Origin of the sequence: Georgenia sp. M64, from assembly GCF_038049925.1 — a bacterium.
Lineage (GTDB): Bacteria > Actinomycetota > Actinomycetes > Actinomycetales > Actinomycetaceae > Georgenia.
The window spans coordinates 81,268-103,613 of the sequence record NZ_CP145809.1 but is presented as its reverse complement, the minus strand read 5'-3'; the positions used below and the strand labels follow the sequence as shown (position 1 = coordinate 103,613).

20 protein-coding genes and 1 riboswitch are annotated in these 22,346 nt (G+C 75.3%); of the genes, 8 read left to right on the top strand and 12 right to left on the bottom strand.

Going from position 1 to position 22,346, the window contains the following annotated elements:
• Positions 1–5: 5 nt before the first annotated feature.
• The 4 genes from AAEM63_RS00495 to AAEM63_RS00480 form a co-directional block, all read right to left on the bottom strand.
• Entirely contained in the window at positions 6–1,097 is a 1,092-nt protein-coding gene (locus tag AAEM63_RS00495; protein WP_341359791.1) for a VIT1/CCC1 transporter family protein, read from the bottom strand.
• A 144-nt stretch (positions 1,098–1,241) separates the two neighbouring features.
• Positions 1,242–2,195, bottom strand: a complete 954-nt coding sequence (locus AAEM63_RS00490) for an NAD(P)-dependent oxidoreductase (protein ID WP_341359790.1) — start codon at positions 2,193–2,195, stop codon at positions 1,242–1,244.
• Entirely contained in the window at positions 2,192–2,980 is a 789-nt protein-coding gene (gene ddaH / locus AAEM63_RS00485) for a dimethylargininase (RefSeq protein WP_341359789.1), read from the bottom strand. Before ddaH ends, AAEM63_RS00490 begins: the two co-directional genes overlap by 4 nt.
• A gap of 75 nt (positions 2,981–3,055) precedes the next feature.
• A complete protein-coding gene (locus tag AAEM63_RS00480; protein ID WP_341359788.1) occupies positions 3,056–3,382 on the bottom strand; it encodes a YtxH domain-containing protein in 327 nt (108 codons plus the stop codon).
• Positions 3,383–3,474: 92 nt separating this feature from the next.
• Here AAEM63_RS00480 and ppk2 point away from each other — a divergent pair, with 92 nt between their 5' ends.
• From ppk2 to AAEM63_RS00465, 3 genes are all read left to right on the top strand, one after another.
• Entirely contained in the window at positions 3,475–4,386 is a 912-nt protein-coding gene (ppk2, locus tag AAEM63_RS00475; RefSeq protein ID WP_341359787.1) for a polyphosphate kinase 2, read from the top strand.
• A 20-nt stretch (positions 4,387–4,406) separates the two neighbouring features.
• Positions 4,407–5,705: an MFS transporter gene (locus tag AAEM63_RS00470; protein WP_341359786.1), complete on the top strand. Its 1,299-nt coding sequence runs from the start codon at positions 4,407–4,409 to the stop codon at positions 5,703–5,705.
• Positions 5,706–5,865: 160 nt separating this feature from the next.
• The gene (locus AAEM63_RS00465; protein ID WP_341359785.1) at positions 5,866–7,308 is read left to right on the top strand and encodes a hypothetical protein; all 1,443 of its coding nucleotides are present in this window, start codon (positions 5,866–5,868) and stop codon (positions 7,306–7,308) included.
• A 43-nt stretch (positions 7,309–7,351) separates the two neighbouring features.
• Here the strand turns inward: AAEM63_RS00465 and AAEM63_RS00460 are convergent, their stop codons facing one another.
• The 4 genes from AAEM63_RS00460 to AAEM63_RS00445 all read right to left on the bottom strand — a co-directional run bounded on the left by AAEM63_RS00460 (position 7,352) and on the right by AAEM63_RS00445 (position 10,912).
• Positions 7,352–8,209, bottom strand: coding sequence for an aldo/keto reductase (locus AAEM63_RS00460; protein ID WP_341359784.1), 858 nt, complete (start codon positions 8,207–8,209; stop codon positions 7,352–7,354).
• Positions 8,210–8,257: 48 nt separating this feature from the next.
• Positions 8,258–8,755, bottom strand: coding sequence for a GNAT family N-acetyltransferase (locus AAEM63_RS00455; protein WP_341359783.1), 498 nt, complete (start codon positions 8,753–8,755; stop codon positions 8,258–8,260).
• A 10-nt stretch (positions 8,756–8,765) separates the two neighbouring features.
• A complete protein-coding gene (locus tag AAEM63_RS00450; RefSeq protein ID WP_341359782.1) occupies positions 8,766–9,809 on the bottom strand; it encodes a methylenetetrahydrofolate reductase in 1,044 nt (347 codons plus the stop codon).
• An 8-nt stretch (positions 9,810–9,817) separates the two neighbouring features.
• A riboswitch (SAM riboswitch) is annotated at positions 9,818–9,903 on the bottom strand.
• 73 nt (positions 9,904–9,976) lie between these two features.
• On the bottom strand, positions 9,977–10,912 hold the full coding sequence (locus AAEM63_RS00445; RefSeq protein ID WP_341359781.1) for an NADP-dependent oxidoreductase: 936 nt from the start codon (positions 10,910–10,912) through the stop codon (positions 9,977–9,979).
• A gap of 126 nt (positions 10,913–11,038) precedes the next feature.
• Here AAEM63_RS00445 and AAEM63_RS00440 point away from each other — a divergent pair, with 126 nt between their 5' ends.
• From AAEM63_RS00440 to AAEM63_RS00425, 4 genes are all read left to right on the top strand, one after another.
• Entirely contained in the window at positions 11,039–11,260 is a 222-nt protein-coding gene (locus tag AAEM63_RS00440; protein ID WP_341359780.1) for a PLDc N-terminal domain-containing protein, read from the top strand.
• A 155-nt stretch (positions 11,261–11,415) separates the two neighbouring features.
• On the top strand, positions 11,416–11,733 hold the full coding sequence (locus tag AAEM63_RS00435; protein WP_341359779.1) for a 2TM domain-containing protein: 318 nt from the start codon (positions 11,416–11,418) through the stop codon (positions 11,731–11,733).
• A gap of 32 nt (positions 11,734–11,765) precedes the next feature.
• The gene (locus AAEM63_RS00430; RefSeq protein ID WP_341359778.1) at positions 11,766–12,338 is read left to right on the top strand and encodes a hypothetical protein; all 573 of its coding nucleotides are present in this window, start codon (positions 11,766–11,768) and stop codon (positions 12,336–12,338) included.
• Between the two features lie 124 nt (positions 12,339–12,462).
• The gene (locus tag AAEM63_RS00425; RefSeq protein WP_341359777.1) at positions 12,463–13,230 is read left to right on the top strand and encodes an alpha/beta fold hydrolase; all 768 of its coding nucleotides are present in this window, start codon (positions 12,463–12,465) and stop codon (positions 13,228–13,230) included.
• Positions 13,231–13,317: 87 nt separating this feature from the next.
• On the opposite strand, the gene AAEM63_RS00420 is transcribed toward AAEM63_RS00425, so the two are convergent.
• From AAEM63_RS00420 to AAEM63_RS00405, 4 genes are all read right to left on the bottom strand, one after another.
• Positions 13,318–14,409, bottom strand: coding sequence for a GNAT family N-acetyltransferase (locus AAEM63_RS00420; protein WP_341359776.1), 1,092 nt, complete (start codon positions 14,407–14,409; stop codon positions 13,318–13,320).
• A gap of 62 nt (positions 14,410–14,471) precedes the next feature.
• Positions 14,472–15,527 carry an endonuclease/exonuclease/phosphatase family protein gene (locus AAEM63_RS00415; protein WP_341359775.1) on the bottom strand — a complete coding sequence of 352 codons (1,056 nt, stop codon included), beginning with the start codon at positions 15,525–15,527 and terminating at the stop codon, positions 14,472–14,474.
• A 225-nt stretch (positions 15,528–15,752) separates the two neighbouring features.
• A complete protein-coding gene (locus AAEM63_RS00410; protein WP_341359774.1) occupies positions 15,753–16,262 on the bottom strand; it encodes an ASCH domain-containing protein in 510 nt (169 codons plus the stop codon).
• Between the two features lie 362 nt (positions 16,263–16,624).
• Positions 16,625–17,824 carry a multidrug effflux MFS transporter gene (locus tag AAEM63_RS00405; RefSeq protein WP_341359773.1) on the bottom strand — a complete coding sequence of 400 codons (1,200 nt, stop codon included), beginning with the start codon at positions 17,822–17,824 and terminating at the stop codon, positions 16,625–16,627.
• A gap of 62 nt (positions 17,825–17,886) precedes the next feature.
• On the opposite strand from AAEM63_RS00405, the gene hrpA reads away from it, so the two are divergent.
• A complete protein-coding gene (gene hrpA / locus AAEM63_RS00400; RefSeq protein ID WP_341359772.1) occupies positions 17,887–22,326 on the top strand; it encodes an ATP-dependent RNA helicase HrpA in 4,440 nt (1,479 codons plus the stop codon).
• The last annotated feature ends 20 nt before the right edge of the window (positions 22,327–22,346 follow it).

Here is a 22,346-nt window from a genome sequence, read left to right as displayed (position 1 = left end):
CCGCCTCAGGCCACCGTGGTCCCGAAGGCGAGGCCGAGGAGGTAGGTCACCCCGGCCGCGCCGTACCCGATGGCCAGCTGGCGCAGCGCGCGGCGCAGCGGCGGGGCGCCGGACAGGACCCCGACGACGGCACCCGTGCCCAGCAGCGCGAGCCCCACGAGCCCGGCGGAGAGCAGGACCGCCGCCGGCCCCGTGGCGCCGAGGAGGTAGGGCAGGATCGGGACGAGGGCACCGACGGCGAAGAACGTGAAGCTCGACGTCGCGGCCCGCCAGCCGGTGCCGATCTCCTCGTAGTCGGGCTCCGCCCGGTCCGGGACGTGGTGGCCGTCGCGAACACGCTCGAGGACCTCGGTCGCGTGCGCGCTCGCCGCGGCGGCGTCCATCCCGCGGGCGCGGTAGACCAGGGCGAGCTCGTTGGCGTCGACGTCGAGGTCCGGCAGGCTCTCGTGCGAGCGGGGGTCCGGCCGGGAGGAGTCGAGGAGCTCGCGCTGGGAGCGGACCGAGACGTACTCCCCCGCCCCCATGCTCAGGGCGCCGGCGAGCAGACCCGCCACACCGGTCAGGAGCACCGTCCCGGAGCTCACGCCCGCGGCCCCCACCCCCAGGACGAGGGCGAGGTTGGACACGAGGCCGTCGTTCGCCCCGAAGACGGCAGCCCGGAACGTGCCGGACATGTGGGAGCGGCCACGCGCGGCCAGCGCCCGGACCACCTCGCCGTGGACGCGCTCGTCCGCCGCCATCGCGCTGGTCGCGTCGCCGTCGCCGTCGTAGGCAGAGCGCTGCTCTGCGCTCTGCGCCAGCGCGAGGACGAAGACCCCGCCGAACATCCGGGCCAGCCGGGCGAGCAGCCGGACCCGCAGCGCACCGCGGACGGGGCGCCCCACCTGATCACCGAGGAGGTCGCGCCAGTGCTGCTCGTGCCGGGCCTCGGCCTCGGCCAGGCCCAGGAGGATCTCACGCTCCTCGCCGTGGCGACGGGCGGCGAGGTGGCGGTACACCGCCGCCTCGGCCCGTTCGTCGGCGAGGTACTGGCGCCACCGGCGCACCTGCTCCTTGCTCGGGCGGCGGTGCACGGGATCGGCGGAGGAGGAGGACATCCGTCCATCGTCGCAGCGGACAAGAGCCCTCCCAACCCCGGCCGGGGTGGGATCGCCCACTGTTCGCCGGACCGAAGAATCGCCGTCGGGGCAAGGAAACCTGAGGTCGGGATGACCAGGAACCGGCCGTCCGGTGCTGACCGGTCAGTCGGGGGAGTGCTCGTCGAGGTAGCGCTGGACGACCGTGGAGTCGAGGTCGCCGAGACCCGCGGTGGTGAGGGCGGCGTACAGCTCACGCAGGGCGGGCAGGAGCGCCGGCACCACCCCGGCCCCCTCCGCGGCCTCGGCGGCGAACGCCAGGTCCTTGATCATGAAGCGTGCCGGGGAGGCCGGGCTGTGGTCGTGGGCGACGAGCTTGTCCTTCTTGACCTCGAGGAGCCGGGAGCCGGCGTAGCCGGAGCCCAGGAGGTCCAGCAGCGCCGCGAGGTCGAGCCCGGCGCGCTCGGCGACGACGGCCGCCTCCCCGAGCGCCGCCGTCGTGGCGGCCACCACGAGTTGGTTGCACGCCTTGGCGACCTCGCCGCTGCCGAGCGGGCCCAGGTGGACCGGCCGGCCGAGCGCCCGCAGCCACGGCTCCGCGCGGGCGACGTCCTCCGGGTCGCCGCCGACCATGATCGACAGCGTCGCCGCGGCGGCGCCCTCGACCCCGCCGCTGACGGGGGCGTCGACCAGGCGCAACCGGCCGGCGGAGCGCGCGCGAAGGTCGCCTCCGAGGTCGCGGACCCCCTGCGGCGAGACGGTCGCGCCGACGACGAGGACGGTGGGCCCGGCGACCCCGGCGAGGAGTCCGTCCTCGCCGTCGGTGACCGCTCGCACGTCGGGCAGGTCCGGCACCATCGCGACGACGACGTCGCAGCGCGCCGCCAGCTCGCGCGGCGTGGCTGCCCAGCGCGCGCCGGCCGCGAGCGCCGCCGCGGCGGTGGCGGGCCGCCTGGTGGTGACCACGAGCTCGGTCCCGCGCTCGGCGGCGGCGCGGGCGAGGTGGAGGGCCATGGGCCGGCCCATCGCGCCGAGACCGACGAGACCCACGCCCCGCGCCGTCGTCGAGGCCGGCACCGGCGTGCCGGGCCCCGGCACGAGCCGGTCCGGTGCGCTCACGACCGCGCGCCGGCGGCGGCGCCCTCGTCGCGCAGGCGCACCGACAGGCACGTCACGCCGCCGTCGAGCTTCTCGAGCTCGCTGATGTCGACGGTGACCACCCGGTGGCCACGCCTGCGGAGCAGCTCCGCGGTGCGCGGGGCGCTGGCCGCGAGCAGGACGGTGCCGTGCTCGAGGAGGACGACCTGGCCACCGCTGGGCTCGGGGACGGGCAGCAGGTCGTCGAAGGGGTGGTCGAGGAGGGGCGGGTGGCCGACGAGGGTGCCGTCGGGCAGGGCGGTGACGGCAGACTTCAGGTGCAGGACCGAGCGCACCGGGACCGGAACGACGCGCGCCCCCATCGGCCCGAGGAGGGCGGCGAGCTGGCGGATGCCGTCGTCGTCGGTGCGGGCGCTACGCCCCACCCGGACGGTGCCACCGAACTTCAGGACGTCGCCACCGTCGAGGGTGCCCGGCGCCTCGATCCGCGCGACCCGGTACCCGGCCTCGGCGGCGGCCTCCGCGACGGCGGGCAGCTCGCCCCGCCGCCCGGGGGCGCCGGGCCGGGTGAGCACGGCGAGGTCGCCGTAGACGACGAGGGTGTCCTCGACGAAGACGGCGTCGGGCTGGTCGTCGGCGGGCTCGACCTCCAGGGTCTGCCAGCCGGCGTCCTGGAGGGTGCGGACGTACTCGGCCCACTGCCGGTGCGCGAGGGCGACGTCCACGGGGCCGCCGCTCGCGTGGGTGACGATCCCCTCGGCGAGGCGGGGTCCGGGACGGCGGACCAGGGCACGCAGGACGGGCATGGGATCAGTCTTCACCTGCGCGCCGACACCGGCGGCCACGACGGGCCGCCGGTGTCGGTCGGACGGTCGCCGGCGTCAGAGCGGGGGCTGCGGCGTGGTGGGCGGCATCGGGCCGTCCGTACCCCGGCCGGTGTTGCCCACGGGGAAGTCGGGGTGGTGCGCGCCGCGTGAGCCGGAGAGCTTGCCCTTGACGGTGGAGGCGACCTTGTCGGTCAGCTGCGACCCGCTGTTCTTCGCGGCGTCGGTGACCCTGGCCTCGACCTTGTGGACGTTCTGCTGGATCTTCGGGTTCTCCCACAGCTTCGCGGTCGCGCCCTTGATCTTCTCGTAACGGGCCCGGCCGGCGCGGGCGCCGAGGACGTAGCCGATGCCGGCGCCGGTGAGGAACGAGAGCTTGCCCATGAAATACCTCCGTGCGTCAGTGGTGCGGTCTGGCCCCGAGCCTAGGTCTGATCGCCCCGCCGCGCGCGCGGTGCCAGGTCTAGCCTGGCGCCATGGCTCACGCGAAGCGGCGCGACACGGACGGCGGCCCCGGGGGCGAGCACGACGGCGAGCGTGACGGCGTCGCCGGCGGCGAGGAGGGCGGGTTCCGCACGACCCGGATCCCACCGAAGGTCTACGCGGCCGAGCTCTACCGGCTCCAGGGCGAGCTGGGCAAGCTCCAGACATGGGTCAAGGAGACCGGCGCCCGCGTGGTGGTGATCTTCGAGGGCCGCGACGCCGCCGGCAAGGGCGGGACGATCAAGCGGATCACCGAGTACCTCTCGCCGCGGGTGGTGCGCATCGCGGCGCTGCCCGCACCGACCGAGCGCGAGAAGGGGCAGTGGTACTTCCAGCGCTACGTCGAGCACCTGCCCGCCGCCGGGGAGATGGTCCTGTTCGACCGCTCCTGGTACAACCGCGCCGGGGTGGAGAAGGTCATGGGCTTCGCCTCCGCGGAGGAGGTCAAACGGTTCATGCGCCAGTGCCCGATCTTCGAGCAGATGCTCGTCGAGGACGGCATCCACCTGCGCAAGTACTGGTTCTCCGTCTCGGACGAGGTGCAGCTCGCCCGGTTCCGCAAGCGCCTGCACGACCCGCTGCGCCAGTGGAAGCTCTCCCCCATCGACCTGGAGTCGATCACCCGGTGGGAGGACTTCTCCCGCGCGAAGGACGAGATGATGGTCCACACGGACACCTCGTCGGCGCCCTGGTACCACGTGGCCAGCGACTCCAAGAAGCAGGCGCGGCTGAACATGATCCACCACCTGCTCGAGTCCCTGCCCTACCACGACGTCCCCTCCCGGGGGTCGGTCGAGCTTCCCGAGCGGCCCGCCGGCACGGGCTACCGGCGTCCGCCGATGTCGGTGTCCTCGTACGTGCCCGACCACGCCTCGGCGCTGGTGGAGGATCCCTCGCGGACCTGAGCCGCTCCTACCATTCCGTCATGCCCACCGCCGAACGGCTCTACCGCCGCCTCGTCCGCCCCGGTCCCGCCGGGGCCGGCGCGGCGCCGGAGCCGGCCCGCCTACCCGGCAACGGGCTGCGCCAGATCGCCGCGAACGCGCTGCTCAGCACCGGTGACCAGGTGGTCAGCGCCAAGACCGTCCTGCCCTGGCTGCTCGCCTCCCTCGGCGCCCCCGCCGTTCTCGTCGCCCTCCTCGTGCCGGTGCGGGAGTCCGGCTCGATGCTCCCCCAGGCGGCCCTGTCGCCGTGGGTCCAGCGCCACCGCGTGCGCAAGGGCCTGTGGGTCGCCGGCGCCGCGGGCCAGGCCGGGGCCACCGCGGCCATGGCCCTCGCGGCGGCGGCGACGACCGGCGCCGTGGCGGGGGTGGCCGTGCTCGCTGCCCTGGCGGTGTTCGCCCTCGCCCGGGCGCTGACCTCGCTGGTGGACAAGGACGTCCTCGGCCGGACCGTCCCGAAGGGCCAGCGCGGCCAGATCAACGGCATCGCGACCGTCCTGTCGGGCCTGGTCGCGATCACCCTGGGGCTCGGCATCCGGGCCCTCGGCGGGGACGACGTCGCCCCGCCGGTGCTCGCGGCGCTGCTCGGCGCGGCCGCCCTCGCCTGGGTCCTCGCCCTGGTCGTCTACTCCGGCATCGTCGAGCCCCCGGCGGAGCCGTCCGTCCGGGCGCCGGACGGTCCCGGCTGGCTCACCCGCGCCTGGTCGCTGCTGCGCTCCGACGCCCCGTTCCGCCGCTTCGTCACCGTGCGGACCCTCCTGCTCGTCTCGGCCCTGAGCCCGCCGTTCGTCGTCGCGCTCGCCGCCGCGGAGGGCGGGGTGGGTCTCGGTGGCCTCGGCCCGTTCGTCATCGCCTCGGGCGTGGCCGGCCTGCTCGGCGGCCGGCTGTTCGGCCGGCTGGCCGACCGCTCGAGCCGCGCCCTCCTCGTGGCCGGGGCCGGTGCCGCGTCGCTGCTCGTCCTGGCCTTCCTCGCCCTGCGGCTCCTGACCGCGGTCAGGGAGTCGTGGTGGCTCCACCCGCTCGTCTACCTGCTCCTGGCCCTGACCCACACCGGGATCCGGGTGGCGCGCAAGACCTACGTCGTCGACATGGCCGAGGGCGACCGGCGCACCGAGTACGTCGCGGTGGCGAACACGGCGATGGGCGTGCTGCTCCTGGTCGTCGGCGCCGTCTCCGGGGCGCTGGCGACGATCGGACCCGAGGCCGCGCTCCTCCTCCTCGCCGCCCTGGGTCTGGTGGGGGTCGCGGTCGGGCGCACCCTGCCGGAGGTCAGCCACCCCTGACCGTCCCGACCGGGCGGGACCTGGGTCCGCGGCGGGGGCCGGGTCGCGGGCCCACGATGGGAGGGCCGGGCCGGTCTCGAGCCCGGTCGGACCGGCGGCGACGGCGCCGGGGCGGCGAGGGAGGCGACCGGTGCGGCGGGTGAGGCGACCGGTGCGGCGGGTGAGCCTCGGTGCCGTCCTGGCGTTCCTCGCGATCCTCGTCGCGACCGCCCTCGCGGTCGTCACCCCCGCGACCGCCCGCTCCGTGCCGGACGGCGTCATCGACCCGACCGCCCGTTCCGTGCCGGACGGCGTCGCCGGAGCGACATCCGGGTCGGCGGGTGCGGCGGCCGCACCGGCGGATCCCGACGCGCCGACGATCTACTACTTCTGGGGCGACGGGTGCCCGCACTGCGCCGAGGCCAGCCCGTTCCTCGCGTCGCTGGCGCAGACCTACGGCGCCACCGTCGTCGACTTCGAGGTCTGGAACCACCCCGAGAACCGCGAGCCCATGGCCGAGATGGCCGCCGGCTTCGGGTTCGAGCCCACCGGCGTGCCGCTGATCTTCCTCGGTGAGAAGTACTGGGTCGGCTTCTCCGAGGAGCTCAACGGGGCCCAGATCGAGGCCGCCGTCGCCACGTGCGCCGAACACGGGTGCCTCGACGCGCGCGAGGTCGCCCGCGCGGGCGGTCCCGGCGTGCTCGACCCGCCCGCGGTGGCGGGGCCGGACCCGGCACCCCCCGCGGCCGCCACGGAGGTGCTGCGCCTGCCGCTCCTCGGCGAGGTGGACCTGGGGGCGCACTCGCTCACCGTGAGCACCGCGCTCATCGCCGTCGTCGACGGGTTCAACCCGTGCTCGCTGTGGGTGCTCTCCGTCCTGCTCGCCCTGACGCTGCACAGCGGGTCACGCCGGCGCACGGCCGTCATCGGCCTGACCTTCATCACCGTCACCGCCGCGATCTACGGCCTGTTCATCACCGGGCTGTTCACGGTCCTCACCGTGGTGGGCATGTCGGCGTGGCTGCGGGTGCTCGTCGCGCTCGTGGCGCTGTTCTTCGCCGTCGTCAACATCAAGGACTACTTCTGGTACCGGCAGGGCCTGTCCTTCACCATCGCGGACGAGCGGCGGCCGGGGCTGTACCGCGGCATGCGCGCCGTGATCGCCAAGGGCGACTCGCTGCCCGCCCTCGTGGGGGCGACCGTGGTCCTCGCCGCGGGCGTCTCGCTGGTGGAGTTCTCCTGCACCGCGGGGTTCCCGGTGCTGTGGACGAACCTCCTCACCAGCCAGGGCGCGACCGCGGGCACCTTCGTCCTCCTGCTGGCGCTGTACCTGCTCATCTACCAGCTCGACGAGCTGGCCCTCTTCGGCGCCGCGGTCGTCGGGCTGCGGGCCACCCGGCTGCAGGAGAAGCAGGGCCGCCTGCTCAAGCTCGCCGGCGGGATGCTCATGCTCACCCTGGCCGTGGTCATGATCGTCGACCCCGACCTCATGGGCGACGTCGGCTCCTCGGTCGCCGTCTTCGCCGTGGCCCTCGCCGCGACGGCGCTCGTGCTGCTCGTCCACCGCGTGGTCCTGCCGCGGCTCGGGATCCACGTGGGGACCGAGGAGAGCCTGCGCCGGTGAGCCGGCGGGGCCGGCCCGGCGCGCGCCGGGCCGGCCCCCACGCTCAGCCGTCGAGCCGGGCCAGCTCCTCGGAGGTGAGCTCGAGCTCGACCGCGGCGACGGAGTCGAGCACGCTCTCCGGCCGGGAGGCCCCCGGGATGGGGATGACGACGTCCGCCTTGGCCAGCTCCCAGGCCAGGGCGACCTGCTGGGGGCTCACGCCCCGCTCGGCCGCGACCTCGGCGAAGGCGGCGTGGGTGGAGCCGAGGTCGCCCGCACGGCTGATGCCGCCCAGCGGGCTCCACGGGAGGAACGCGATGCCCATCTCCGCGCACAGCTCGAGCTCGGGCTCGCTGGAGCGGAACGACGGCGAGAACTGGTTCTGCACCGAGACGAGCCGTCCGCCGAGGATCTCCTGGGCGAGGCGGATCTGGTCGGGGTCGGCGTTGGAGATGCCGGCCATGAGGATCTTGCCCTCGTCGAGCAGGTCGCGGATCGCACCGACCGACTCCTCGTACGGCACCGCCGGGTCCGGCCGGTGGAACTGGTAGAGCCCGATCGCCTCGACGTCGAGCCGCTGCAGGGACGCCTCGCAGGCCTTGCGCAGGTACGCGGCGTCGCCCTGCTTGGTCCACGTGCCGTCCCCCGGACGGCGGTGCCCGCCCTTGGTCGCGACGAGGACGTCGTCGGCGGAGGCCCCGGCCAGGCGCAGGGCCTTGGCGATGAGGAGCTCGTTGTGCCCGACGTCGGTGGGGTCGCGGTGGTAGGAGTCCGCGGTGTCGATGAGGGTGATGCCGGCGTCGAGGGCGGCGTGCACGGTGGCGATGGACCTCGCCTCGTCCGGTCTGCCCTCGATCGACATCGGCATCCCACCGAGACCGATCGCGCTGACGGGACGGTCGCCGATACGGCGCTGCTGCATGTGTCCTCCCACGTTGCTCGCGGGCCCCGGTCGAGGCCCGCGAACACGTTAGACGCCGTCGCCGTCCGCTGCGACCAGAAGCTTCATCCCCTCGTGCGTGGCGGTGAACCCGAGCCCCTCGTAGAAGCGCCGCGCGTCGGTCCGCCGCTTGTCGGTGGTGAGCTGCACGAGGGTGCAGCCGCGCCGCCGGGCCTCGTCCACGGCCCAGGTGATCATGGCTCGGCCCAGCCCGTCGCCGCGGCGGTCCGGCGCCACGCGGACCGCCTCGACCTGGGCGCGCAGGCTCCCCCGCCGGGCGAGGCCCGGGATGAAGGACAGCTGGAAGGTGGCGGCGAGCCGGCCCCCCTCGTCGACCGCGACGACGAGCAGCTGCGCGGGGTCGGCGTCGATCGCGGCGAAGGCGGCCAGGTACGGGGCGAGGTCGCCGCCGTCGCGGCCGGCGCCGAGCTGGTCGGCGGCGAGGAGATCGACGATGCCGGCGACGTCGGTGGCGACGGCGCGGCGCAGCACCACCGTCTCGCCGCCGACGTCCAGACGCGCGAGCACGGCCCCCACGTCAGCGGCGCTCGAGCGGCAGGGCGCCCGGCCGGGCCGGGTTCCTGCGCAGGCCCGTGGGCAGCGCGGGGTTGTTGACCCCGCGCTCGCGCAGGGCCTCCAGGACGTCCAGCGCCGGCCGGTCCCGGTTGAAGGTGTACAGGTGCAGCCCGGGTGCGCCGGCGGCGAGCGCGCCCTCGACCAGGTCCACGGTGGCCGCCACGCCCCGGCGCAGGCGCTCGGCCTCGTCGTCGACGGCGAGCAGAGCCGTCAGGGCCGGCGGCACGTCGACGCCCGTGAGCTCGCCGAGCCGGGCGAGGCGGCCGGGGTCGGTCAGCGGGATGATGCCGGGCAGGATCGGGATGAGCACCCCGGCCGCCCGGGCGTCCGCCACGAGGGAGGCGTAGGAGTCGACGTCGTAGAAGACCTGGGTGATGGCGAAGTCCGCGCCCGCCGCCTGCTTCTCCCGCAGCGCCGCGAGCTCGGCCTCGCGGGTGTGGCTGCGCCCGCAGGGATAGGCGGCCACGGCGACGGAGACGACGTCGGCCGGGTCCACCCCCAGCTCGCGGGCGACGGGCGAGGGCCCGGCCGCCGTGACGCCGGCCTCCCGGCCGCCGTCGGCGCGGGGTGCGCCGAGCTCCTCGGCCTCGACCTGGCGGATGAGCCCGACGAGCTCGCTGGAGCGGGCGAGACCACCGGCCGCGGGGGCCCACACGGACTGACCGGCCGGCGGGTCGCCGCGCAGCGCGAGGAAGTCCCGCACCCCCAGGCCGAGGAGGCGCCGCACGAGCGCGCCGAGCTCCTCGCGGGTGGTCCCGACGCAGGTGAGGTGGGCGATGACCGGGACGCCGGTCTCGTCGAGGATGCGGCGGACCAGGCGCTCGGAGGCGTCGCGGGAGGACCCGGACGCCCCGTAGGTGACGGAGAAGAAGTCCGGTGCGGCCTCGGCCAGCCGCAGGATGCGCTGCCACACGACCTCGCCGAGCTCGGGCCGCCGGGGCGGGTAGAGCTCGAAGGAGACCGTGGGGCGGGTGGTCGGCACAGCCAAGAGGCTAGAGGTGGACATGGGATCACGCTCCATCGGTCCTGGCGGGAGCACCCGCAGGTGCGGGTTGCTGCGGCGTCGGGGAGCCAGGTCTCTCGGCCGCTCGGGATGGACGCTCCATACTCGCCGGGGTATGGGTGCACGCGCCAGCATGCGGGCCCCGCATCCCACGTCCTGAGACATGGGCCTCAGGGCAGGACGACCACCTTGCCGGCGGCGTGCCGGCCCTCGACCTGCGCCACGGCGTCGGCCGCGCGTGTCAGCGGGTAGGTGGCGGTGACGTTCGGGCGCAGACGACCCTCCGCGGCCGCGGCGACGACGTCCGCGAGCACGTCCGGTCCTCGCTCGAGCGCCTGCCCCCCGAGCGCGACGGCGGCGGCGGGGTCGGCCGCGCTGACGACGCTCGCACGGTCGGCCACGACCGCGACGAGGCTGCGCAGCGCCTCACCTCCGGCGAGGTCGAGCACGGCGTCCACCGGGCCGGCTGCCCGGACGGCCGCGAGCGCGCCAGGACCGGAGGCCACGAACGTGACCCCGAGGCTCTCGGCACGGGCGCGCTTGCTCTCGCTGCCCGTGCCGACCACCCGGGTCCCGGCGGCCCGGGCCAGCTGGGCGACGAGATCACCGACCCCGCCCCCCACCCCGATGACCAGGAGCGTGCGGCCTGCGCCGGGGTCGACCTGGTGGAACGCGTCCCAGGCCGCCGTCCCGGCGATCGGGAGGGTGGCGGCGACCTCGTGCGGCAGACCGGCCGGCTTGGCCACGACGTCGCGTCGCCGGGCGAGGGTGTGCTCGGCGAAGGCGCCGGCACCCGGACGCGGGCGGCCCACGACGCCGTCGCCCACGTCGAGGTCCGTGACGTCCGGGCCGAGCGCCTCGACGACGCCGGAGAGCTCCAGGCCGAGGGCGAGGGGCGGCGTGCGGGTGGTCCCGAAGAGCCCCTCGCGCCGCTTGACGTCGGCCGGGTTGACCGCGGCCGCGCGGACCCGGACGAGCACCTCGCCCGGGCCGGGCGCGGGGACGTCCCGCTCGACGAGCGCCTGGTGCTGGGGACCGCCGTAGGCGCGCGCGACGAGCACGAGCGAGCCGGTCACGCCGACGGCCGGGGGTCGGGGCCAGGTCACGGGGCCTCCTTCTGCTCGGCGTGGGCCCAGCGTGGCGCAGGCCGGCGGCGCCGTCGAGCCCTTGGGCCCTGGTCAGGGCCGGGGAGGACGGGCAAGACTGGTCCCACCCGAGACGAGGAGTCCCCCATGGGCGCGCGCAGCTGGTCCGACCTGAGCACCACCCAGCGGCGGGCCGTCACCGCGCTCGGCGTCGCGGAGGCCGCCCTGGCGGTCACGGCATGGGTGGACCTCGCCCGGCGGCCGGCGTGGGCGGTCGCCGGGAGCAAGACGCGGTGGGCGGGGGTCATCGCGATCAGCTGGGTCGGTCCGATCCTGTACCTCACCAGGGGACGGCTGCCGAGGACCTGAGCGCACGAGCGACGGCCCACCCGGCGCGCCCCCCGGGCGCCGGGACGGCGCACCCGGGGGGCGAGTACCCGGGCGGACCGGCCGCGGGGACCGAGGGCCCTTGCCCGGCGTCGCCCCGGGGGTGACGCTGCTGTGGGGGGAGTGAGGAGATCACGATGACCGAGTACACACCCGGGCAGTACACCTCGGGCGCAGCCGACCCCGTCCCGGACGAGGCCGAGCTCCGCCGTCTTGCGGTCAAGCGGCTCAAGGACAAGCGCGACTTCAAGGCTCACCTCCTGGCCTACGTCAGCGTGAACCTCCTGCTCGTGGTCATCTGGTGGATGACCGGGGCGGCGTCGTTCTTCTGGCCGGTCTTCCCGATCCTCGGCTGGGGCATCGGGCTGCTGTTCCACGCGATGGACGTCTACTCCCCGCCGCCGGGACCGGCGCAGATCGCCGCCGAGATGGACCGGCTGCGCCAGCAGCGCTGACCGGACCGGTGCCCGCGCGTAGGCTCGCCGCCATGGGCATCCGCGGCCAGGAGCAGCAGGTCGGCGACGAGCGGCTCCAGGCCGCCACGGGCCGCTCGCGGACGTCCTGGTACACGCTCCTCGACGACGCGGGCGCTCGCGAGTGGGACCACGCCCACATCGCGCGCTGGCTCGGCGGCGAGCACGATGTGGACGCCTGGTGGGCGCAGTCGGTGACGGTCGGCTACGAGCAGGCCCGCGGCCTGCGCCTGCCGGGGCAGAGCTCGCTCGGGCACTTCGAGGCCGGCGTGACCCGCACCCTGCACGCCACCGCTGAGCAGGTCTGGCCCTACCTCGGCGAGGAGGATCTGCGCAGCGACTGGCTCGACGTCGACTGGCCGCTGGTGGGTGCGACCGAGCCGCGCTCGCTCCGGCTCCGGGGCGACGACGGCAGCCGGGTGAGCGTCCTCGTCCAGCCTGTGCCGCCGGGCCGCGACGGCCGCGCCAAGGTCCGGGTGGCGGTCCAGCACACCAGGTTGCCGGGCGCGGACGCGGTTGCGGAGACCAAGGAGTTCTGGCGGGCGTGCCTCGACCGGCTGGCGGCCGCCGTCGGCACCGGCTCCTGACACCGCACGGGCGGGCGGGTCCGCCCGCCCGGCGCGCCCACCTGCCCGACGAGCCCGCGACCGCGATGCGAGACCGGCGACGAAGGGGCTGACCGGCCCCATACCAACCCTTTACCGTGGGGGCATGGCCGAGGTCTCGATCAACACGCCCCGCGGCGTCCACCTCGCGGGGACCTTCGAGCCCGCCGGCGGCCACGCGGCGGTGCTCTTCGTCCACGGCTTCCTCGCCGACCGCCACTCCTCGACCCGGTTCGACCGGCTCGCCGCCGCGTACCGCGCCGCCGGGTACGCCACCCTCCAGGTGGACCTCTCCGGCTGCGGTGCCAGCGACGACGACGTCGTCACGGTGGCGGGAGAGGTCGAGGACATCCGCTCGGCGTCGGCGTGGCTCGCCGAGGAGGGCTACCCGGTCCAGGCCGTGCACGCCCACTCGTTCGGCACGTTCGCGGCGATGCGGGCGGCGGCGCCGCACGTCGTCACCATGGTCCTCACCGGCGCGATGACCGGACCGATGTCGTACCCGTGGGAGGAGATCTTCTCGCCCGGACAGCTCGACGACCTCGAACGGCTGGGGCACGCGCGGATCCCGGACGACAACGTCGCCGCCGCCCGGGAGTACTCCGTGATCTCGCGCCAGACCCTCGCCGACTTCTCTCTCATCGACCAGGCCGAGCTGCTCGGGTCGGTCAAGGTGCCGGTCCTCCTCGTCCACGGGGACCACACCGAGGAGGCCAGCGACCAGGTGGTCATCACCCGCGAGGGGCTGCACCTGCTGCCCGCCGGCTCCCGGCTCGAGCTCCTCGCGGGCGCCGAGCCCGGCGTGGGCGACCGGATGGACGAGGTCGCCCGGCTCGCACTGGACTGGTTCGCCGTCCACCTCCCGGCGGGCTGAGCACCCGGGACGAGCTGCCGGTCGAGGAGCCCCAGCGAGGCTCCCGACCGAGGCTCCCGACCCAGGCGAGCGAGGGAGGCGCCGCTCTCACGCCAGGCGCAGCTGCCACGCCCCCTCGACGCTCGCGGGGACGAACCCCATGCGCTCGTTGATGTCGAGCATGAAGCGGTTCTCGCCGGCGTTCCAGGTGTGCACCCGGCGCGCACCCGGGAAGGTCCGGGCCAGGAGCTGGAGGTTGGCCGCCTTGACCAGGAGCCCGAGGCGGCGCCCACGGTGGTCGGCGCGGACGAGGGTGTCCTGCTGGAAGATGACGTCCTGCTCGCGCCGGTCCAGGGCGGTGAACGCGACCAGCTCAGCCGATGGCAGGTGCTCCACGGCGGTGACCATCTGCGAGCCGCCGCGCGCGACGAGCTGCTCGTCGGCGTGCCGCATCCGCTCGGCGTCCCACGCCTCCTCCTCGAACTCGAGCCCGGCGGAGGGGACGTCGGTGCTCATCCGGCTGCGCAGCGCGGCCATCCCCGCGAGGCGCTCCTCCGGCGTCGGCCCGGTCCACGAGACGAGGCGGTAGTCCGGGCCCGCGACGGCGCCCGCCTCGGCTCGCCAGGCCTCCAGCCGCTCCGGCGGGACCGGCAGCGCCAGGGTCGAGTGGCGCTCGGTCTGCTCCAGGACGAAGCCGTGCGTGAGGGCGAAGCGGGTGGCGGGGTCGTCGGCGCGGACCCGCCCGGCCCCCGTCGGCGCGGCGAGGACGCCGGGTCCGTCCTCCGGCTCGGGGCCGTGCACGCTCCACGACGTCACGGTGGTGCGCCCGGCCGCGCGGACCCGCGCCTCGGCCGCGCGCCACAGCGCCGTGCCGGTGCCGGCCCGCCGCGCCGAGGGGCGCACGAGGATGTCGACGCCGGCGAGGTGGCGGTTGTCCTCACGGTGCAGGACGAGCCAGGCGTAGCCCAGCACGTCGGCGGGACGCTCGCGGGCGCCGTCGGCGAGGGCGACGAGGAGGACCTTGTCCTCGTGGCGCTGGTCGGCCAGGTCGGCGCGGAGCCCGGTGGCGGGCTCGGCGAAGTCGTCGTGGCCCAGGACCGCCACGAAGGTCTCCGTCTGCACCTCGTGGCAGCCCTCGAGCACCGCCGAGGACAGGGCGTCCGTGACGGCCGTGAACTCCTGGAGGCTCATGGTGCGCATGGGTCCACGGTCGCACCGCGCCACCGGCCCGGGCGAGGGATTTTCTCCTCCGCCGCGAGGGCCTACTGGTCGGTGCCCACCGGCCGCAGCCGCACGAGCAGAGCCCGGTGGTCGCTCCCGCCGACCTCGACCACCGCGGCCTGCGTCGGCTCGTACGCCTCGCCGTCGGCGATGACGTGGTCGATCGCGGCACCGAGCCACTCCGGGGTGCGGGTGGGCCAGGTCGCCACCCCGCCCACCCCGGCGCCGGCGGCGCCGTGGACGCAGCGGCCGATGTCGCGCAGCGGGGCGTGGTCGAGGGTGGCGTTGAGGTCACCGGCGAGGATGAGGCCCCGCGTGGTGCGCGGCGCGCAGAGAGCGGTGACGGCGGCGAGGTCCTCCTCCCACACGTCGTGGAGGTCGCCGCTGGGCGGCGCAGGGTGCACCCCCACCAGCACCGGGCCGACGCCCGTCGCGGGCTCGGCCCGCACCGCACCGAACCGGGTGGCGGGGCCCGGCGTCTGGACGTACTCGCCGAGCGCGGCCGAGACGAGCATCGCCGTCGAGCCGGCGGGCTCCTCCTCCGCACCGGCGGCGTCGAACACCTGGAAGGTGGCGCCGGACGCGGCGAGGGCGGTGGCGAGCTCCTCCGCCGTCGCGCGGGACGTCTCGGGCAGGACGACGACGTCGGCGCCGTTCGGACCGGCGAGCTCAGCGACATCCTCGACGCCGGTGCGCCCGCCGAGGGTGTTCAGCGTCAGGACCGTGATCTCGCCCGTGCCGAGGTCGCCCGGCCGCACGCCACCATCCACGGTGAGACGTCCGGGGTTGTCCAGGCCGCGTTCCGTCAGGACCCAGCCGTGCCCGACGCCGACGAGGGCGAGCGCCACGCCGAGGACCAGCGTCCGCGTCCCGCCGCGGAAGCCGACCTTGCGGACGATCCCGACGACGAGGGTGATGACGGCCAGCACGATGAACCCGATCGCCACGAGCGAGCGCATCGCGATGACCTGGGAGACCGGCGCGAGCATGGTCCACCCGGTCCAGTCCCGGTGGAGGTTGACCGCCCACTCGAGGTCCAGCGTGAGCGCGGCGGCGCCGGATATCACCAGGACGAGGAGCCAGCCGATCGCGCGCACGCCTCATCCTCGCACCGGGGCACCGCCCGGCCGGGGACCTCGGCGGAGCGGGTCCCCGCCGGGCCGGCACCGACCGGGTGACCCGGCTCGGCCCGCGCCTCGTCTCACATGCAGGATGGCCGTGTCCGTTTGGTGGCCACTCGGGATGCGCTCGTCGGCGTGTGGTGCGCACACTGGTCGGGCACGGGCCGGCTCCACCCTGCAGGGGTGTGGAGCCGGCCCGATTCACGGCCGGGGGGGCCTCGGGTGCAGGACGGTGAAGCGCTCGAGCACGACGGGCATGTCCGGGGCGAACTGGCGAGGCGCGACCGCCGCGGTGAGGTGGTCCCGGTGCTCCCGCCGCCACGAGTCCAGGCTCGCCGCACCCTCGGCGCGGGCGTGCTCGGCGTCGACCTCGTCGAAGGGGACCACCGTCACGACGTCGGTGCGCACGAGCGCCCGCGGGAGCCCGGCGCCGTCGCAGACGATGGCGAGGTCGCCAGGACGAGGGAGGTCCTCATCCTCGGCCTCCCACTCCCCCAGGGCGCTCGACGTGGCGGTTCGGTCCCCGGCCAGGACCAGTCCCACCAGCTCGTCCGCCTGCTCGGCCGTCTCGCCGAACGACCACGCCGGCGGGGTGAGCGAGGCGGTGTCGCTGGTGCCCACGATGACGTCCAGGCGCGTGAGCCCGACGACCTTGCGCGCCTCGGCCCAGAACAGCTCGATCGCCACGTCGTCGGGCGGGGTCGTCTCCATGACCCCGAGTCTCGCACCGTGCGGTCCGCCGGGCCGCCGGCGCACCCGTGGCTGCCCGTCGCCGAACGATCCCCGGTAACCCAGCGATCCCTTCGTAGCCGAGCGCTCCCTTCGTAACCGAGTGAGAGTGGTGTGCAAGGATCACTGGGCAACAAAAGGATCGCTCGCGCCGAGGCCGGCGAACAGCGCCCCGCGAAGGGATCGCTCGCGCCGAGGCAGGCGAACAGCGCCCCGCGAAGGGATCGCTCGCGCCGAGGCAGGCGAACAGCCCCCCACAAAGGGATCGCTCGCGCCCGGGCAGGCGAACAGCCCCCGCCAAGGGATCGCTCGCGCCGAGGCAGGCGAGCAGCACTGTCGGGGCATCACTCGCGCACGGCCCGCGCCACGGCGACCATCACCGCCCCGGCGAGAGCGAAGGCGACCGCCATGACGGCGCCCATCGTGGCCACCGACCCGCCGAGCAGCCCCGAGACCGGGGCGCCCAGCGCAGCCATCCCGAACTGGGCGGCGCCGATGAGGGCGGCCGCGCTGCCGGCGTCGTGGCGGTGCCGGCCCAGCGCGATCGCGGGGATCACCGGGAACATCATCCCGACCGCCCCGATGGTGGGCAGCACGGCCAGCAGCAGCGGCCAGAGCAGCCCCGGTCCGGTACCCACGGTGAGCGCGACGACGACGATCCCGACCGCACCCGTGAGGGCCACGCCGATCGCGATGCCGGCGATGCGCTCGCCGCGAAGCCGGCCCAGGAGGTAGCCGGTCACCTGGGTGCCCGCGGTGACGGTCAGCGCGCCCACCCCGAAGAGGACGCCGAACTGCTGGGCGCTGAGGCCGTAGATCTCCTGGAAGACGAACGTCGAGGCGGTGATGTAGGTGAACTGCCCGGCCATGACGAGCCCGGCCACGGCCACCAGCCCGACGAAGGTGGGCTCGCGCAGCAGGCCGAGGTAGGAGCGCACCGCTCCTGCGGTCCCGCCCACCCGTCGCAGCTCCGGCGGGTGGGACTCGGGCAGCGCGAGCGCCACGAGCACGACGAGCACCGCCGCGAGGACGGCGAGGGCGACGAACAGCAGCCGCCACGAGCCCACGAGGAGCAGCTGCGAGCCCAGCGCCGGCGCGAGCACCGGAGCGACGCCGACGACGAGCATGAGCCGGGAGATCGTCCGGCCCACCGCCACGCCTTCCCGGGTGTCACGCACGACGGCGAGCGCGATGACCATCCCGGCCGAGCCGAGGACGCCCTGGGCGGCGCGCAGCACGAGGAGCGCCTCGATGCCCGGCGCGGCGGCGATCCCTGCCGAGACCAGCACGTACAGCCCGTACGCGACGAGGAGGGGGAGCTTGCGCCCGACTGCGTCGGAGACGGAGCCGGCCACGAGCTGCCCCACGGCGAGGCCGAGCAGCGCCGAGGTCATGGTCAGCTGGACCTGCCCCTGCTCGGCGCCGAGCTCCGCGGCGATCGCGGGGAACGCCGGCAGGTAGAGGTTGATGGTCAGCGGACCCAGGGCGGTCAGCGCGCCCAGGAGAAGGACGAGGCCGGCGCCGCGCCGCCGGTCGGTGCTCACCCGGCCGAGGGTAGACGCCCCCCGGGCGCCGCGGCTCGGCGCATCGGTGAGAATGGGTGACCGTGAGCGAGGAGACGACGGCAGCCGGTGCGGCCGGGACCGGCGGCGCCGGGCGCAGCCGCCGCCGTGGCCGTCCCCGGCGCGGCCCGGGCGAGCGCCCAGCCGGTGAGCGCCAGTCCGGCGAGAGCACCCCCGGCGAGCGCCAGACCGGCAAGCAGCCCGCCGGCGCGCGCCGCGACCCCGCCCGAGAGCGCGGGGGCTTCCGCCCCTACACGCCCGAGCAGCTCGCCGCCCGCCGCGCCGCGCTGCCGCGGATCACCTACCCCGAGCAGCTCCCCGTCTCGGCCCGTCGCGAGGAGATCGCGGCCGCCATCCGCGACCACCAGGTCGTCGTCGTCTCCGGCGAGACCGGCTCGGGCAAGACCACCCAGATCCCCAAGATCTGCCTCGAGCTCGGCCGCGGCGTCATCGGCACGATCGGCCACACCCAGCCGCGCCGGATCGCCGCGCGAACGGTGGCCGAGCGCATCGCCGAGGAGCTCGGTGTCGAGCTCGGCGGCGCCGTCGGGTACCAGGTCCGCTTCACCGACCAGGTCTCCCCCACGACCCTGGTCAAGCTCATGACCGACGGCATCCTCCTGGCCGAGATCCAGCGGGACCCGATGCTGTGGCGGTACGACACGATCATCGTCGACGAGGCCCACGAGCGGAGCCTCAACATCGACTTCATCCTCGGCTACCTCGCCAACCTCCTGCCCCGCCGGCCCGACCTCAAGGTGATCATCACCTCGGCGACGATCGACTCGGCCCGGTTCGCCGCGCACTTCGGCGTCCGGGAGGGCGACCGGCCCGAGGGCGAGCTGCTCCGCCCGGCGCCGGTCGTGGAGGTCTCCGGGCGCACCTTCCCCGTGGAGCTGCGGTACCGGCCCCTCGTCGAGGACGACGACGCGGACGACGACGCGGACGACGACGCGGAGCAGGCCGGCGGGCGCGCCCGGCCGCCCGCGGAGGAGCCGCTGGACCAGGTCACCGGCATCGTCCGGGCGGCGGACGAGCTCATGGCCGAGGGGCCCGGCGACATCCTCGTCTTCCTCTCCGGCGAGCGCGAGATCCGCGACACCCACGTCGCGCTCGCCGAGCACCTCGGGGACCGGTACGTCGCCCCGGGCGCCCGCTCGACGGTGCCCGGCGCGGTCGAGGTGGTGCCCCTGTACGCGCGGCTGTCCTCCGCCGAGCAGCACCGCGTCTTCGAGGCGCACAGCACCCGGCGCATCGTCCTGGCCACGAACGTCGCCGAGACCTCCCTGACGGTCCCCGGCATCCGCTACGTCATCGACCCCGGGACCGCCCGGATCTCGCGGTACTCCACCCGCACGAAGGTCCAGCGGCTGCCCATCGAGCCGATCTCGCAGGCCAGCGCCAACCAGCGCTCGGGCCGGTGCGGACGCGTCGCGGACGGCATCGCGATCCGGCTCTACTCCGAGGCCGACTACGCCGCACGCCCCGAGTTCACCGAGCCGGAGATCCTGCGCACCTCCCTCGCCGCCGTCATCCTCCAGATGGCGGCGCTGGGACTGGGCGACGTCGCGCGGTTCCCGTTCGTCGACCCGCCCGACACCCGGGCCGTGCGCGACGGCGTCCAGCTCCTGCACGAGATCGGGGCGCTGGACCCCGAGGCGAGCGACCCGCGCCGCCGGCTCACCCCGGTCGGGCGCCAGCTCGCCCAGCTCCCCATCGACCCGCGCCTGGGCCGGATGCTGCTCGAGGGGCAGCGGAACGGCTGCGCCGCGGAGGTGATGGTCGTCGTCGCCGCGCTCAGCGTCCAGGACGTCCGCGAGCGCCCCGCCGAGCACCAGCAGGCGGCGGACGAGAAGCACCGCCGGTTCGCGGACCCGACGTCGGACTTCCTCGCCTACCTCAACCTCTGGCGGTACCTGCGCACCCAGCAGCGTGACCTCTCGGGCTCGGCCTTCCGCCGCCTGTGCCGCGCCGAGCACCTCAACTACCTGCGCGTGCGCGAGTGGCAGGACGTCGTCGCCCAGCTGCGCCAGCTCGCCAAGCCGCTCGGGCTGACCCTCAAGCCCATCGCCCTGCCCCACGAGGACGACATCGCCGCCACCGCCGGCGCCACCCCGGACGGCCGCCCCGACACCGCACGCGCTGCCGTCGCGGTGGGGCGGTCCGCCGACGCCGTCGCGGCCGACGCGCTGCACCAGTCCCTCCTCGTCGGCCTGCTGTCGAACCTCGGCTCCTGGGACGAGCGGCGCCGCGAGTACGCCGGCGCCCGGGGCACCCGGTTCACGATCTGGCCGGGCTCCGGGCTCGCCCGCAAGACCCCCGCGTGGGTCATGGCCGCCGAGCTCGTGGAGACCTCGCGGCTGTTCGCCCGGACGGTGGCGCGGATCCAGCCGGAGTGGGTCGAGCCGGTCGCCGCGCACCTCGTCCGGCGGGTCTACTCCGAGCCGTACTGGTCGGCCAAGCAGGGCGCGGCCATGGTCAAGGAGAAGGTCATGCTCTACGGCATGACCCTGGTGGCCGACCGGCCGGTGCTCCTCGGCCGGCTCGGCGACCTCGTCCTGGGCGACGTCACCGCCCGCGAGCTCGCCCGGGAGATGTTCCTCCGGCACGCGCTCGTCGGTGGCGAGTGGCGCACGCACCACCAGTTCTACGAGCGCAACCGCGAGCTGCTCGCCGAGGCCTCCGAGTTCGAGGCCCGGGCCCGCCGTCGCGGCCTCGTCCTGGACGAGGACGGCCTCTTCGCCTTCTACGACGAGCGGGTGCCCGACGACGTCGTCTCCGCCCGGCACTTCGACTCCTGGTGGAAGCGCGCCCGCCGCGAGGACCCGGACCTGCTCACCTTCACCCTCGACCTCCTCGTGCCCGGGGCCGGGGAGATCACCGGTGACGACTTCCCCGACACCTGGCGCCAGGGTGACCTCACCCTGCCGCTGACGTACCAGTTCGAGCCCGGCACCCACGCCGACGGCGTCACGGTCCACGTGCCGGTGGAGGTCCTCGCCCGTCTCCGCCCGGACGGCTTCGACTGGATGGTGCCGGGCCTGGCCCTCGAGCTGGCGACGGCGACCATCCGGGCCCTGCCCAAGAAGGTCCGCGTCCAGCTGGTCCCCGCCCCGGACGTCGCCCGCGACGTCTTCGCGCACCTCCCGCCGTGGGCGGAGGTCGCCTCGGCACCGCCGGGCGCGCCGAGCTATCACGAGGCCTTCGCCGACGCCGTGCGGCGGCTGCGCGGGGTGGAGGTCCCCGACGAGGCCTGGGACGACGAGAAGCTCCCGGACCACCTCCGGGTGACGTTCCGGGTGCTCTCCGCCCGTGGCGCCGTGCTGTCCGAGGGCAAGAACCTCGTGGCGCTCCAGCGCGAGCTCGCACCGCAGACCCAGCAGGCGGTCAGCGACGCGGTGCGCGGCGCGGTGGCGCTGGCCATGGAGGAGGCTCGGGCCGGCGCGAGCGGCGGTCCTGCCGGCCAGGGTGCCGCGGCGGCCGGGAGGGCGGACACGACGGGCGGCGCCGGCACGACGGGAAGCGCCGACGCCGGGCGACCCGGCGCGACGGCCCTGACCCCCATGCTCCCCGAGCAGCACGACCTCACCGCCTTCCCCGACGTCCCCGGTGGGGTCATCCCCGCGGTGGTCGAGTCCACCGGTGCCCAGGGGCTGACGGTGCGCGGGTACCCCGCGCTGGTCGAGGCGCGCGGGAAGGGCGGCGCGGTGTCGGTGTCGCTGCGCGTGCTGGCCGACGCCGGCGAGCAGGCCCGCGTCCACCGCCTCGGGCTGCGGCGCCTGGTCCTGGGTCAGACGCTGCTGAGCACCCAGCGCGTGACGACCCGGTGGACCGGACGTGAGGCGCTCACCCTGGCGGCCAGCCCGTACCGGACCACCGAGGAGCTCGTGGCCGACGTCCAGCTCGCCGCGGTCGGCGCCCTCGTCGACGAGTGGACGGCCGCGCACGGCGGGCGCCCGGTCCGCGAGGCCGAGCGTCACGACGCGCTCGTCGCGCACGTGCGGTCCGAGCTGGAGGAGCGCGTCCACCGGCTGGTCGGCCTGGTGGTGGCGATCCTCGACGCCCGGCGCGAGCTGGACGTGGCGATCAAGGGGGCGACGTCGATGTTCCTCCTCAACACCCTCACGGAGGTCCGCGACCAGGTGGCACGGCTCGTGGGTCCGGGCTTCGTCTCGGCCACCCCGCCCGAGCGTCTCGTCCACCTGCCGCGCTACCTGCGGGCCGCGCAGCGGCGGATCGAGCGGGCCCAGGTCAACGTCCACCAGGACGCGAAGCTGGCGTGGACGGTCGGCGAGCTCGAGGACGCCCACGAGGCGGCCGTCGAGGCCGGCGCGAGGATGGCGCCGGACCCCGCCCGCGACGCCGCGCTGGACGAGGTGCGCTGGATGATCGAGGAGCTGCGGGTCAGCTTCTTCGCCCAGCAGCTCGGCACCCCGGTGAAGGTCTCGGAGAAACGGATCCGCAAGGCCCTCGCCGAGGTGTGAGCGGGCTGTCAGTCCTGAGA